The 13,826-nt window shown below is 36.3% G+C and carries 13 protein-coding genes; all 13 read right to left on the bottom strand.

Annotation, left to right across the window (positions count from 1 at the left end):
* Positions 1 to 86: 86 nt before the first annotated feature.
* The 13 genes from HCD_RS05270 to HCD_RS05330 all read right to left on the bottom strand — a co-directional run bounded on the left by HCD_RS05270 (position 87) and on the right by HCD_RS05330 (position 13,826).
* Positions 87 to 1,268, bottom strand: a complete 1,182-nt coding sequence (locus HCD_RS05270) for a pyridoxal phosphate-dependent aminotransferase (RefSeq protein WP_014659539.1) — start codon at positions 1,266 to 1,268, stop codon at positions 87 to 89.
* Between the two features lie 145 nt (positions 1,269 to 1,413).
* Positions 1,414 to 2,220 (bottom strand): outer membrane protein, encoded by an 807-nt coding sequence (locus HCD_RS05275; RefSeq protein ID WP_014659540.1) that lies wholly within the window; start codon positions 2,218 to 2,220, stop codon positions 1,414 to 1,416.
* Positions 2,221 to 2,344: 124 nt separating this feature from the next.
* On the bottom strand, positions 2,345 to 3,646 hold the full coding sequence (locus tag HCD_RS05280; protein ID WP_014659541.1) for a (Fe-S)-binding protein: 1,302 nt from the start codon (positions 3,644 to 3,646) through the stop codon (positions 2,345 to 2,347).
* Positions 3,643 to 5,016 (bottom strand): oxygen-independent coproporphyrinogen III oxidase, encoded by a 1,374-nt coding sequence (gene hemN, locus HCD_RS05285; protein ID WP_014659542.1) that lies wholly within the window; start codon positions 5,014 to 5,016, stop codon positions 3,643 to 3,645. The genes HCD_RS05280 and hemN overlap by 4 nt, the downstream gene beginning before the upstream one ends.
* An 8-nt stretch (positions 5,017 to 5,024) precedes the next feature.
* The gene (locus tag HCD_RS05290; protein ID WP_014659543.1) at positions 5,025 to 5,534 is read right to left on the bottom strand and encodes a DUF2603 domain-containing protein; all 510 of its coding nucleotides are present in this window, start codon (positions 5,532 to 5,534) and stop codon (positions 5,025 to 5,027) included.
* A 35-nt stretch (positions 5,535 to 5,569) separates the two neighbouring features.
* Positions 5,570 to 6,667 (bottom strand): chorismate synthase, encoded by a 1,098-nt coding sequence (aroC, locus tag HCD_RS05295; protein WP_014659544.1) that lies wholly within the window; start codon positions 6,665 to 6,667, stop codon positions 5,570 to 5,572.
* Positions 6,664 to 7,368 carry a ribonuclease III gene (gene rnc, locus HCD_RS05300; RefSeq protein ID WP_014659545.1) on the bottom strand — a complete coding sequence of 235 codons (705 nt, stop codon included), beginning with the start codon at positions 7,366 to 7,368 and terminating at the stop codon, positions 6,664 to 6,666. Before rnc ends, aroC begins: the two co-directional genes overlap by 4 nt.
* Positions 7,369 to 7,388: 20 nt before the next feature.
* Positions 7,389 to 7,817, bottom strand: a complete 429-nt coding sequence (gene rnhA, locus HCD_RS05305) for a ribonuclease HI (protein ID WP_014659546.1) — start codon at positions 7,815 to 7,817, stop codon at positions 7,389 to 7,391.
* Positions 7,798 to 8,826, bottom strand: a complete 1,029-nt coding sequence (locus tag HCD_RS05310; RefSeq protein WP_014659547.1) for a tetratricopeptide repeat protein — start codon at positions 8,824 to 8,826, stop codon at positions 7,798 to 7,800. Before HCD_RS05310 ends, rnhA begins: the two co-directional genes overlap by 20 nt.
* A gap of 11 nt (positions 8,827 to 8,837) precedes the next feature.
* The gene (locus tag HCD_RS05315) at positions 8,838 to 10,016 is read right to left on the bottom strand and encodes a SurA N-terminal domain-containing protein (protein ID WP_014659548.1); all 1,179 of its coding nucleotides are present in this window, start codon (positions 10,014 to 10,016) and stop codon (positions 8,838 to 8,840) included.
* On the bottom strand, positions 10,013 to 11,440 hold the full coding sequence (gene gatB, locus HCD_RS05320) for an Asp-tRNA(Asn)/Glu-tRNA(Gln) amidotransferase subunit GatB (RefSeq protein ID WP_014659549.1): 1,428 nt from the start codon (positions 11,438 to 11,440) through the stop codon (positions 10,013 to 10,015). The genes HCD_RS05315 and gatB overlap by 4 nt, the downstream gene beginning before the upstream one ends.
* Positions 11,440 to 12,762, bottom strand: a complete 1,323-nt coding sequence (locus HCD_RS05325; RefSeq protein ID WP_014659550.1) for a M16 family metallopeptidase — start codon at positions 12,760 to 12,762, stop codon at positions 11,440 to 11,442. The genes gatB and HCD_RS05325 overlap by 1 nt, the downstream gene beginning before the upstream one ends.
* A gap of 2 nt (positions 12,763 to 12,764) precedes the next feature.
* Positions 12,765 to 13,826: a dehypoxanthine futalosine cyclase gene (locus tag HCD_RS05330; protein WP_014659551.1), complete on the bottom strand. Its 1,062-nt coding sequence runs from the start codon at positions 13,824 to 13,826 to the stop codon at positions 12,765 to 12,767.

Consider the following 13,826-nt stretch of genomic DNA (forward strand, 5'->3'; position numbering starts at 1 on the left):
TACACTTTTCAAACTTTTATGTAATAATGTTAAATACTCCATGGATGGTAGGAAAATCCCCTTACCATTTACCATTTTGCATAGTATTATCTTTTTTGCGATAGATTTTCTACAAAACGAGCGATTCGCTCAACGCCTTGTTCAATCTGTTCTTCTGAGCATGCAAAGGATAAACGCACATAACCTTCTAACCCAAAGGCTTTTCCAGGCACCAAAGCCACACCTTCTTGTTCTAACAACTCATGGCAAAATCGCATAGAATCCCCATTACAAAGACTACCGATATTGATAAAAAGATAAAATGCTCCCTCTGGTTTTAAGGCATTTAGAGAGCTAATGGCGTTGATTTTGGCGTAGGCTAAATCGCAACGCTTCTGAAAAGCTTGACGCATCATTTCAATTTCTTTATCCACCAAGCCTTCAAGAGCAATAATGGAAGCCATTTGCGTTATGGAGTTGATGTTAGAAGTGCATTGACTTTGCAAATTATTCATCAGTTTGATTAATTTCTTATCTTTGCTCGCTGCATAACCCATACGCCAACCTGTCATGGCTACTGATTTGCTCAAACCATTGATGGTGATGGTGCGGAATTTCATATCTTCACTGACTGCTGCACAGGAAACAAACTCACCTTTATACACAAGCTTTTCATAAATCTCATCGCTTAATATCCGCACTTTGGTATTTTTTAGAACTTCACCTAAGGCTTCTAACTCGGCTTTATTGTAGAGCATACCGGTAGGATTTGACGGAGTCGTAAGAATAAGCATTTTGGTTTTAGGGCTTAGAGCATCTTCAAGCTGTTTAGGCGTAATTTTAAAATGATTTTTTTCACTAGTTTGAATAAATTTGCTCACTCCCCCACTATACTTTACAAGCTCAGGATAAGTTACCCAAAAAGGCACAGGAATAATCACTTCATCGCCTTCTTCTACTAACGCCTGAATGGCGTTAAACAAGCTCTGTTTAGCCCCATTACTCACTAAAATTTCGCTTGGCTCATAATCCACATGATTTTCTCGTTTTAATTTATTAGCGATAGCTTTTAGTAATTCAGTGATTCCAGCTACCGGAGTGTATTTGGTGAAGCCATTATTTAGGGCTTTTATGGCTTCATCTTTAATCGCTTGTGGGGTATCAAAATCCGGCTCGCCCGCTGAAAAACTCAAAATATCTTTTCCTTGTGCCTTCAATTCTTTAGCAAGTGTGCTAATAGCGATAGTAACAGACTCAGAAAGTGATTGTATCTTAGAAGAATATGGCATGCTCAACTCCTTGTAAAATTTGGGCTATCATAACATAATCAAAAGGCTTTGATGGATTTTTTTAAGAAATGTTCAAATGTAAAAGCAAAACTTGTGAAAAATCCCTAATTGAGAGCTGTTTCAATTAGGAAAAACCGGTTGCTGGTCAAAAGCTATAGCGATAGCCCACATAAAGGGCGTATTGACGCCGATAAGTGAAACTCAAACCACCCCTATTAAAATAATTGACATTAATGGTAGGAATCTTCACGCCAAAATCAAAGCCTTGATGCTTACCGATATGGGTGCGAATCCCCACATTAAAAAGAAACTGAAAGATGCTAGGAGTAAGGCTTGCTGAACTATGCCTATAAGGACTTTTGGTCTCCAAAAAGCCTCCTGTGGTATTCCCCCAAGAGTTACCTGCAATCTGAGCCCCAAGAAAGAAGCCAAAACTCACATCTTCTTTGCTAATAACATTATACAGAGTGTCAATCCCACCACCATAAGTGAACATGTCTGAGACATTACCCATAGTCCCTACTTTTGTGGCACATGGTTTATTGAGTTCACACGCTCCGCCACTATCTGAAGTCAAAGCATTAGCCCCAAATATCGCATGCCCATAATCCATGAAAACATAGTAACGCATACCAAACCAGCGTTTATCCCCAAAAAATTGCTTGTAGCCTATAGTGAGTCCTAAGCCCTGCATAACAGCTAAATAATCGGTTTTTCCTACAGGAAACTTAGGGTAATTAAAGTGGCTACTTTTAGGGGGGTTTTTAACACTTTCTGAAGCCTGACCCACCTGATAGCTCATTCCTACATACCAAGCGTTTTTCTCACCTTTCACTGCTTTATGCTCTTTTGACATATCAAGTTGCTTTTCTACATTGCTTTCTACCGCTAACAAATTGCCACCTAATACCGCTGACAAACAGAGCGCCCTAAACACTACAAACTTTTTCATACAACATTTTCCTTCTAAAAAGTCTATTTCCTATAATAATAACATAATAATTTACAAAAAAACTAAATCATTAAAGAAAAATGTCCTTTTTAAAACCCAAAATTTAATCTTAAAAAATTTAAAATTAAGGGTTGCTTGTCTCTTTTAGGGCTTTAGCGATTAATTCTAGGGGGTGTAAAAACTGCGGGCTTTTATTTTTATCTAAAGTTTTTAGGGCGTTATTAAGTTGCATATGACATGCCCCACATTCTGCACTCACAATCTTAGCTTGAGTGCTATTAATGTCTTTAGCCCTAAGAAGTCCCGCTTTTGAAGATAATTTTGAATGATTGGTTTGCAAGCTAATCCCCCCAAAGCCACAGCATTTTTCATTATCTTGCATTTCCTTGATTTCATAATGAGTGCTTAATAAGTTTCGCACTTCTTGATAGGCTTTTAGGGTTTTTCTCGCATGGCATGGGTCATGATAGGTAATGCTCTCTTGCTTTCTTTTTGGGGTTTTTTCTAAAAGACTTTTTAATGGCGTGAATTTATCTAAAAACACGCTTGAGAGATAAATCTTAGGCGTGATTTTTTCTAAACGCTTTAAATACTCCTTTTCATCTTTTTGCTCCAAAAAGAGTTTAGGATAATCTCTAATAAGCATGCTCGCACATGTAGCTTCAGGCACGATAATGGCATTGACTTCTTCTAAATAGCTTTCAAAGAGTTCAATGTTTTTTTTAGCTAAAAAAAGCGTGGTATCTTTATCGCCGGTAAAAAACGCCGGAACCCCACAGCATTCTTGCTTAGGAATAATGGCTTGAATGTTAAGCCTTTCTAAAATATAGAGCAAACTCTCGCCAACTTGTTGGTAGTGGTAATTACTCAAGCAACCGATAAAAATCGCTACTTTTTGAATGGGATTTTCTAAAGGCTTGGGTTTTGAGTGCGTTTGTAAAAAACTTTTTTTGTTTAAGGGGGGAAGTGTGCTTTTATTAAAGCGTTTGAATAAGCTTTTAAACGCCATTCTAGGTTCTAGGCTATCCCCTGACTGCTTAAACGCACAAGGGGCTAAAAAATGTGCTATAGAAAACACCCTATCCATTCTTTGTCTGTTTTTTAAGAGTGAAAAATAAGATTTTTTATACCAAGCAATGCCATATTTTTGAGCGATTTTTTCTCTAGCTTTTTCTATTAGGGTATCTATGGGTAGATGAAAGGGGCAAGTTTCTACACAAGCGGTGCATAAAAAACAAGTTTCTAAAATGGTTTTTAGGTTAGTGTCTAATTTAAGCTTATTTTGAGCGTTTAATCGCATTAAATCCAAAAAGCCCCTAGGCGAAGTGCTTTCATCTTTATGAATGCGATAAATGGTGCAAGTTGGCACACACTTAGCGCATTTAACACAAGTCTCCCCTACTTTTTCAAAAATATTCTCGCTCATAGGGTTTTGCTGAATTGCTCTTCTCCCCCACGCAAATAAGCATCAAATTCCATAGCAATATTTCTTACAAGCATGCCACCGGTTCTTGTCATCTCAAACCCCTTAGAATCAAAACAGAGTAAGCCCACTTCTTCATAAGGCTTTAATTTTTCTAGTTCTTTCTCAAAATGTGTTTTAAAATCAATATGAAATTTCTCTTCAATCTTAGAATAATCTAATTTTAAATTACTCATCATTTGCATAATCACTTCTTTTCTTAGCACATCTTCTTTGGTGAGTGCCACCCCCCTTTCTACCGGTAAATGCCCTAAATCAAGGGCTTTTTCATAATCTTGCATGTCTTTATAGTTTTGCGTGTAATAATCGCCCCCTTCACCAATGCTTGTAAGTCCAATGCCAATGGTCTGAGTGAACTTCTTAGTGGTATAGCCTTGAAAATTACGCCGTAACTCTGATTTTTGAAGGGCTAAATACAATTCATTATCGCTTTTTGCAAAATGGTCCATGCCTATCATTTTGTAATTTGCCTTTTCCAAAAACCTAATCAAAGCTTCCAAAATCTCTAGCTTAGTTTTAGGGCTTGGTAATAAGGTTTCATCAATTTTACGCATCGTTTTTTTAACCCAAGGCACATGGGCGTAGTTAAACACCGCTAATCTATCGGGGTTTAACTCTAAAACTAATTCTAAAGTTTTTAAAAAGCTCTCTTTGGTTTGATTAGGTAAGCCATAAATCAAATCAAAATTAATGGATTTAATGCCATAATCTCTAGCGAGTTTCACAGCGTTTTGCACCATTTCAAAAGGTTGGATACGATGGATTGCTTTTTGGACTTCAAATTCAAAATCTTGCACCCCAAAGCTTAGGCGATTAAACCCCTTTTGAGATAAGGTTTGCATATGCTCTTTAGTAAAATGCCTAGGGTCAATCTCGCAACTCATCTCAATATCTTTGCTAAAGTTAGGAAAAACTTCTTGAATGCTTTCTGTAATCTCATCTAATTGAATGGGTGAGAAAAAGGTCGGTGTGCCACCGCCATAATGGAATTGTGCGACTTCCCTATTCGTATTCATAGCGTTTTTTAAAAGGCTTAATTCTTTTTTAAGATAGCTAATATAGCGAGTTTTCTTGTCTTCTAGGCTTGTATAAATGACTGAGCATGCACAAAAATAGCACGCACTCCTACAAAAGGGTAAATGCGTATAAAGTGATAGTGGCATGGGATTTTTAAGATTGTCATGGCAAAAAAACGCCGTTTTTAAACTCTCTTCATTAAAACCTTCTTTAAACTCCACGGCGGTAGGATAGCTTGTATATCTAGGTCCTGGCTTTGAGTATTTAGAAAACTTTTCAAAATCAATACTTTCCATTGTTTGCATTAAAAACTTTCCTCATCGCTATTGTCAAAATTACTTTCATTGAGATTAGGTTGTTTAAACATATTATCAAAGTTAAAAAATAAATTAGGGTGTTCTTTTTTAATCTGCTTGACAAAATTTAGCGTGTTAATATTGGGCAAATTCCCATCTTTTTGGCGTAAATTTTCTAATAATTGCAATGAAACCTCACGCACATCTTCAAAATCAATAGGTGCTTGGGTGATAATATCTCTTTCTAATTCCGCTCTAAGCCTTGCTTCAAACGCTTTTTTAGCGTTATCTGCCATAATGCTAATCACATTATCTGGCACTAAAACATAATTTTTATTCTCTTCATCAGAAATAAAGTAGGCTTCATTATTTTTAAACGCCCCTTTTTCTAACTCTAGAAGCATTTCATTAGGGCTGATTTTTTTAAGCAAGGCTTTATTTTTTTGTGTTTTGAGACTATTAATGAGTTTTTGCGAAGTGAATTTTGATAGATTTTGTTTTTTAGGTAATTTTTCCACTCAATATCCTTTCTTAGAATTGTATCCAATTTCGTTTAATTCTCATTATAAATCGTTTTTAGATGCTCTATTTTTGAGCCTAAATTGAGTAATGCCATATCTGCTAACACTAAAGCAAGCAAGCTTTCACACACCACACTACCCCTAATAGCAATACAAGGGTCATGCCTACCTTCTAAAAGGCATTCGCATTCATTATTATGAATATCTATAGTTTGCTGGGGTTTAAAAATGCTTGGTGTGGGTTTAAAATACACCTTGATAATAATTTCTTCTCCATTACTCATTCCCCCTAAAATCCCCCCACTATGATTACTCAAAAAACCCTTTTTATTAATTAAATCATTATATTCTGAGCCTTTTAATTGAGAACTTTCTATACCTTTACCAATTTCTACAGCTTTAACCCCATTAAGCCCCATCATCACTCTAGCGATTTCAGCGTCTAATTTAGCGTATAATCCTTCGCCAAGACCAATAGGAAGTTTGTGATTTTTTTTCACACTTCTAGCTTTAATGAGAGCCACTCCCCCAATGCTATCATGATTTTTTTTGGCGTTTTGAATGATTTCTTTTTGGGCTATCTCTTGGTTTTTATCTAGGGCAAAAATTTCACTTTTTAAAGCGTGGTCAAAATCATATTTTTTTGCTTTAATGCCCCCTATTTCAACAATCCCACTTTCACAAACAATGCCGATTTCTTTTAAAAGCATTTTAGCAAACGCCCCTGCTGCCACTCTTATAGCACTCTCTCTGGCTGAACTTCTTCCCCCACCCCTAAAATCCCTTATGCCATATTTGTGAAAATAAGTAAAATCTGCATGGCTGGGTCTAAAAAGGTTTTTAATGTTTTCATAATCCTTGCTTCTAGGCCTTTTATTATGGATTAAAAACCCTATAGGTGTGCCGGTGCTAAAATTTTCAAAAACCCCACTTATTATTTCTACTTTATCATCTTCTTTTCGTGGCGTAGTGAAAGCGTTACGCCCCCCTTGACGGCGTTTCATTTCATTTTCTAACCATTCAACATCAATCTTAATCCCACTAGGCATGCCATCTAATACTCCCCCTATTATAGCCCCATGCGATTCTCCAAAGGTAGTGAGCCTTAAATAATGCCCTAAGGTATTCACTCTTGTTCCTTGAGTTTGTTAAGTCCTTGTAAAGCACATTGTTGCTCGGCTTCTTTTTTGCTCTTGCCCTTAGCTTTAGCATAGATAGTATTGTTGATAAAAAGAGCTATTTCAAATTCTTTATGATGGTCTGGCCCACTCTCTTTAAGCAATTCGTATTTAGGAATAACTCCAAATTTCGCCTGTGTAAGTTCTTGTAAGGCAGTCTTGTAATCAGCAAATAAATATTCTAAATCTAGGCGTTTATATGCACGATTGAGCAATCTCTCTGTAATTTTGCGTGTTTTATCTAATCCGGCTTCCAAATACACTCCAGCCATTAAGGCCTCAAAAGCACTTGATAAAATGGATGGCTTTTCCCTTCCTTTAGAAACTTCTTCTGAAGTTGACACACGCAAATAATCATGTAAAGAAATGGCTTTTGCAAGTTTGGTAAAACCCTGTTCGCTCACTATAGAAGCCCTTAATTTGGAGAGCTTTCCTTCATTGTATTGATAAAATTTATGGTATAGCAATTCGCCTACAATCAAATCTAGCACCGCATCGCCTAAAAATTCTAAGCGTTCATTATTCAGAGCAAGCCTACAAGATTTATGCGTTAGAGCCTGTTCTAACAAACGCTTGTCTTTAAAAGAGTATCCTAACGCTCTTTCTAAAGTTTCATAAGGATTGTTCGCATGCTTAAGGTGTTTTTCTTTCATAATCATTTCCTTATACAAATTCACTTTTTAAGTTTCTGTGCCTCTAATTTAGCTAGACTATCACAGCGTTCATTTTCAACATGCCCATTATGCCCTTTAACCCAAATCGCAACAATAGAATGCGTTTTTGACACTTCTAAAAATTCTTGCCATAAATCTACATTCTTTACTTTAGCAAAATTTCTCTTTTTCCAACTATCTAGCCAAGCATTAATCGCTTGGCATACATATTGCGAATCGCTATAAAGCGTGATTTTGCAAGGGGATTTTAAAACCTTTAAGGCCTCATTTAATGCCCTTAATTCCATGCGGTTATTTGTGGTTAGACTTTCGCCCCCACTCACAATTTTTTCTTTATCTTTATAGCGTAAAATCGCCGCATAGCCACCTGGACCTGGATTTCCCAAAGATGAGCCATCGCAAAAAATTTCAATTTCTTGTAACTTCATAAAAAGTTTCCTTATAAGTTTCTTTAGAAATTTTACACACAACTTCCATAAAAGCTAGTTGATAACACATGGGGCATCTATGGCTCTCAAAAGGTAGGATTTGCTTGCAATTTTTGCAACGGTATTCAAAAGTTAGGCTTGCTTTTGTAGGACTTTTTCTCAAAACACGCATGATTTCTAATTCAAAAATATTACAAGGTTTGTCATCTAAAAGTAGCCCTTTAGCTCGTGCAATTTCTTGTAAAACGGCATGTTTTTCTAAAATAAAAGAAGGAATATTTTGCATGCCCCATAAAAGGTCTAGTAAGTTTTCCAAACACTTCGTTTTATCTATCTCTTGCCAAAAAAGTTCCAAATGGTGTGTTTTCAAATAGGCTAAAGCGATTTTTTTCAAGGCTTGATGGTTATGAGCTACATATAAAATTTTATCCCCACTCTCTTTATTTTCTATCAAATACATCATGTATAAATAATTCTTAGTAGTCTCAATTTCTGAAACTTGCAATTCTTCTAGGCATTCTAAAGTTTCTAGGGCTTTTGAATAGTCTTTTTCTAACTCATACACATGCATAAGTTTCAATAATGCTTCTATGTTTCTTGGAGAAAAACGCAAAATTTCTTTCAAGGTATTTTGTGTTTTCTGTAAATATCCCATACTGAAATAACTTTTAGCTAACAAATCCAAAACAGCTATTTTTTCTTCATTTTCTAAAGAGCGCGTCAAAAGGTCTTTAAGGATTTTAATACTCATTTGAAAATCAGCACCTTTAAAATACGCCTGAGCCAAAAAAAATAGACTAGAAAAATTTGCATGCCTTAAAAGCTCTTCTAAAGCTTTGTTACTAGCATAAGCGTTTTGAGCTTTAGCAAATTTTTGCAAAAACCGCTGGTTTCTCTTTTGAGCATAATAAGCCCTAGCCTGTTCTAATAAAATTACAAGGGCAATAATAAAGGTTAATAACGCAATAGAGAAAAGAGAGTCTTTATAGAGAAAGCTAAAATGTTGCACAATCTAACAAGCTACTCTCTAATCATGACAATTTTAGCTTTGATACGCAATTTCTCAAAATGCTCTTCCAAAATTTTATCCTTAGATTCTTCCACTAATTTTTGTGCAATAAATTGCTTAGCTTGGCTAAAACTCACTTCATTTTTACCTATTTTTTCCTTGATATAAAAGGTAATAAACTGCCCCCCCCCACCATTCATAATGGGCGTAAAAGAGCCTTGTGCATGCGAAATAAAGACTTGAGCGATTTGGGGGTTTAGGGTTTTCATCTCTATTTTTTCATTAGCTTTACTCACGCCTGGAACTTCCAAATTAGGGTCTGTCATAGCTCTCTCTAAATCTTGCTGATTGCTTGAGGTGTAACGCACGGTTTCTACTTGAGTAGGAATACTAAACTGCTCTCTGTGCTGATTATAATACTCACGCATTTTAGTTTCAGAGCTGGTATCTACATTTGTAAGCAAAATATTACGCAACAATTCTTGCATTTCCAAATGCTCTTTAAGTTGCTCCCTATAAGCTTTATACTGCCCCTCACTCATAATCATTTGCTTGAAATGGTCTAAATCCATGCCTTGCTGTCTGGCTATCATATCCATTTCTTGGTCTAATCTGTCATCATCTACATGGATTTTTAAACGCTCAATCTCTTGGTTTTTAATCCGCTCTGCTATCAAATGGTCTCGTGCTTGAGCTTTGCTAACTTTAGATTTTTCTTGTTCTTCTTGAATTTGATAAAGTGTAATAGGTGAACCATTCACCAAAAGTGAAATCCCCCCCACCACCTTATCTTCAGGCGTGTTGCTCATAGCGTTATTAGAATGACCAAAAATTGAATTGAATTGAGAGCTAGGGCTTTCATTCTCGCTCTCTTTAGTTACTTTGTCTTTCCCACTAGGCTTTTTCACTAAGTTTTGAGTGCTTTGAGTGGGTTTTTGAGCTCCCTTTGCTTTGGAAGAAGTCATTTTTTGCGTGTTGTTTTTTACTTCAACATGATGAACTTCCGCTTTAGCCTTTATTTTGGGCTTCACTCCTTTAGTTTTTGTTTCTTTAGCTTTCATCTCTTGGCGGATTTTTTTATCCAAAGAACTCTCTGGTTTTTTCCCCTGTAAAGCTTCTACTTTAGGCACTCCATAGACCATCTCTAAAAACAATAAAAAACAAGAAACATAAGAAAAAATTTTTCTCATGAATTTAATTTCTCTTTCAAAATAGTATTCACGACGCTAGGATTAGCCCCCTTGAGATTTTTCATGGCTTGTCCTACAAAAAATCCAAAGAGTTTATCCTTACCGCTTTTGTATTCAGCGACCTTATCGCTATTGTTTTGAAGCACTTCATCTATGGCTTTTAAAATCTCTGCTTCATCATTGACTTGAGACAAGCCTAATGTCTCAATAAGCAAGTCCACATCGCCCCCATGTTGTTCTAGCAACCTATCTAGCAAATCTTTAGCACTCTTGCCTGAAATCTTGCCTTCATCAATGCGCTTAGCCAAAGTGCCTAGCATTAAAGAAGTAATCCCACAATTTTCTAAGGTAGCTTCAGCTTTCAAACGCCCTAATAGCTCTACACAAAGCCATGTTACGCTTGTTTTAGCCTTAGCCCCAAAATTGAGCATATCTTCAAAATATTGTGCTAACAAAGGCTCACTCACTAATAAATTTGCATCATCTTCTCTAACATCAAAGTCCTTCATGTAGCGAGTTTTTTTAGCACTAGGCAATTCATTAATCTTTTTGCTTTCTTTTAAAAGGGCTTCATCAATAAAAACAGGATATAAATCAGGCTCTCTAAAATAGCGGTAATCAGCGGACTCTTCTTTATCACGCATAGAAATAGTTATTCCTTTTGTGGTATCAAAAAGGCGTGTTTCTTGAACCACTTCTTCATTATAACGCCCATTCTCCCATGCAATACTTTGGCGTTCTACTTCATATTCAATCGCTTTAGCAATAAATCTAAAACTATTGAGATTTTTAATTTCTACTCTAGTATAAAGCTTTTCATCACCCTTTGGTCTAATAGACACATTCGCATCGCATCTGAAATTCCCTTCTTGCATGTTCGCATCAGAAATGCCAATAAAACGCACTATGGCATGAAGTTTTTTCAAATACGCTATGGCTTCTTCAGGGCTATTCATATCAGGTTTACTTACAATTTCTAATAGCGGGGTGCAAGCACGATTCAAATCCACTAAAGAATGGCTACCTTCATGGATATTCTTACCGGCATCTTCTTCCATGTGAGCCCTTTCAATACGCACCATTTTGATGCCCTGCTTTGTTTCAATCTCTAGTTGCCCATCACTCACAATAGGAATTTCAAATTGCGAAATTTGATAGGCCTTAGGTAAATCAGGGTAAAAATAGTTTTTTCGTGCAAAAACTGAATTTTGATTAATATTTGCTTCAATAGCCGTGCCTAGCTGAATGGCTTTTTTTACCACTTCTTTATTCAATACCGGTAAAGCTCCAGGCAAGCCTAAGCATACAGGACAAGTATTGCTATTAGGGGCTTCTCCAAAGCTTGTAGAACATGCACAAAAAATCTTAGTTTTAGTATTGAGCTGGACATGGACTTCTAATCCAATTATGGTTTCAAATTGCATCAATTATCCTTACTTGCATGCGAAGGCGTTTTAAGATTTTTATTAGTAACAATGGCGAAAGTCAAATCATTGATTTCTGCATGAGCCTTAATAAAATCGTTGATTTCCTTTAAACTCATTTTTTGAATTTGCTCTAGTATGGTTTTATCAAAATCCAAAGGCAACCCTAAGTAAAAATGATTGAACTTAGTGTGTAAGCGGCTTGACATCGTCTCATTACGCAAAGGCTCAGAACCCAGCAAAAACTTCTTAGCATCATCTAGTTCTTGCTGGGTAATGCCCTGTTGCGTAAACTCCTTAATGATTTTTTTAACCAAATTAACACTTTTAGCCTGAGTGCTTAACTTCGTTTGTAAATAGCCACTAGCAAAATAAGCCGTTTTAGAAAGATTAGAGTGGATATACACACTATAAGCCAAGCCTTCCTTGACTCTGATTTTTTCCATTAGGCGAGAGCCAAAGCCCCCCCCAAGCACAAACATCATCACCTTAGCCCTAGCTAAATCTTGTTTTAAATCCTTCACTTTAAAGGGTGCACCAAAATACACATAAGCTTGTTGCGTGTCTTTGTAAAGGATTTTTTCTTGTTTTTTATCGCTAGTTTCAAAATAGGGTTCATCATAAATCTTACCTTTTGGCAAGAAATTAAGAGCGTTATCTAAACGCTTAAGAGTTTGCTTAATCTCTAAATCCCCCCCAAGCACAACCACCAATTTACTTAATTCAAAAACCTTAGAAAATTGCTGTTTCAAATCATCTAGCTTGATTTTTTGAAGACTCTCTTTGGTGCCTAAGGATGCATTCGCTAAAGGGGTTTTAGCAAAAAGCTCTTGTTTTAGGGTAAGCTTAGCCAAATAATCAAAATCACTCTCTTTTTGTAAAAGTGCAGCCAACATTCTAGTTTGGACTTTTTCTAAGGCACTTTGAGTGAAATTAGGGGATTTTAAAAGCTCTTTTAAGCGTTCTATGGCTTCTTCTTCATACTCTTTTAAAAATTCCAAAGTAATTTGCAAATCTTCTGTGCTAGAATCCACGCTCAAGCTAATGGCTTTTTGCTCCAAAATTTGTGCAAATTTCACTGAGCCAAGTTCCTTAGTGCCTTCGTTTAAAATTTGTGCGAACAACTTAGCTAAGCCTAGTTGATTTTTATCACCCAAGCTTCCGCCCCCCCTAAATACCAAATGCACAAACCCCATAGGCAACAAATGATTTTCTTCATAAATCACAGGGACTTTAGTTTGATTGATCTCTTGATGCATTAAAGCACTCGCTTGTAAGCCCATGATAGCTCCTAATAATAAAATGATAAAAAATTTTTTCATGCCTATGCCTTTTCTTCAATAGGGTAGCGTTTTAAAATTTCATAAGCCGTATTGCGTTTAGCTGGAACACTTCCTATATCTTTGATGAGATTTATCATCTCGCATTCATTCATGCAAAAACTCGTTCCAGTGGCCTTAACAACATTTTCTTCCATCATCACACTTCCTAAATCATTCGCTCCAAACAATAGGGCAAGCTGGCCTATCATAGAGCCTTGAGTAACCCAAGAACTTTGAATATTTTTAACATTATCCAAAAAAAGCCTACTGCATGCTAAATAACGCAAATACCGATTAGAACTAGCCTTTTTAATGCTAGGAATCTCAGCCTTTAAAGGGGTATTATTAGGCTGAAAGCTCCATAAAATAAAGGCTCTAAACCCCCCTGTTTCATCTTGAAGATTACGCACTCTTTCTAAATGCTCCACTACATCTTCTTCATTATCCACGCTTCCAAACATCATCGTAGCCGTGCTTTTAATCCCGCAAAGATGAGCCATTCTATGCACTTCAATCCACCTATCGCTGCTCAACTTCTTAGGGGCAATCACATCACGCACCCTATCACTAAGTATCTCAGCCCCAGCTCCCGGAATTGAGCTTAACCCTGCATTTTTCAATCTTTCTAAAACTTCTTTTAAAGACAATTTAGAGATTTTAGAAATATAATCAATTTCAATCGCACTAAAACCATGGATAGCAATACTAGGGAATTTTTGTGCAATATGGCTGACTAAATTTTCATAATAATCTATTTTAAGTTGCGGATGCACCCCCCCTTGGAAGAGAATTTGCGTGCCTCCAATTGCGATTAATTCTTCAATCTTCTTATCAACTTCTTCATAACTAAGCACATAGGCATCTTTTTCTTTTAAGGTGCGTTTGAACGCACAAAACTTGCAATCCACAAAACAAATATTAGTATAGTTGATATTTCTATCTACGATAAAGGTTGTCAAGTTTTCAGGATGTAGGCGATTTTTAACTTCCAAAGCCCTTTTACCTAATTCTTTTAAGGGAGCGTTTTGCATTAAATCTAAAATTTCTTTACTACTTACTCGCAT

It is taken from the genome of Helicobacter cetorum MIT 99-5656 (genome assembly GCF_000259275.1).
GTDB classification, from domain to species: Bacteria; Campylobacterota; Campylobacteria; order Campylobacterales; family Helicobacteraceae; genus Helicobacter; species Helicobacter cetorum.

Excerpts from the sequence above, each read along its gene's own strand:
- HCD_RS05275 (WP_014659540.1), bottom strand. The coding sequence starts at position 2,220 with ATGAAAAAGTTTGTAGTGTTTAGGGCGCTCTGTTTGTCAGCGGTATTA.
- hemN (WP_014659542.1), bottom strand. The coding sequence starts at position 5,016 with ATGGAAAGTATTGATTTTGAAAAGTTTTCTAAATACTCAAAGCCAGGA.
- rnhA (WP_014659546.1), bottom strand. The coding sequence starts at position 7,817 with ATGAAGTTACAAGAAATTGAAATTTTTTGCGATGGCTCATCTTTGGGA.
- HCD_RS05315 (WP_014659548.1), bottom strand. The coding sequence starts at position 10,016 with ATGAGAAAAATTTTTTCTTATGTTTCTTGTTTTTTATTGTTTTTAGAG.
- rnc (WP_014659545.1), bottom strand. The coding sequence starts at position 7,368 with ATGAAAGAAAAACACCTTAAGCATGCGAACAATCCTTATGAAACTTTA.
- gatB (WP_014659549.1), bottom strand. The coding sequence starts at position 11,440 with ATGCAATTTGAAACCATAATTGGATTAGAAGTCCATGTCCAGCTCAAT.
- HCD_RS05325 (WP_014659550.1), bottom strand. The coding sequence starts at position 12,762 with ATGAAAAAATTTTTTATCATTTTATTATTAGGAGCTATCATGGGCTTA.
- HCD_RS05270 (WP_014659539.1), bottom strand. The coding sequence starts at position 1,268 with ATGCCATATTCTTCTAAGATACAATCACTTTCTGAGTCTGTTACTATC.
- HCD_RS05330 (WP_014659551.1), bottom strand. The coding sequence starts at position 13,826 with ATGCGAGTAAGTAGTAAAGAAATTTTAGATTTAATGCAAAACGCTCCC.
- HCD_RS05280 (WP_014659541.1), bottom strand. The coding sequence starts at position 3,646 with ATGAGCGAGAATATTTTTGAAAAAGTAGGGGAGACTTGTGTTAAATGC.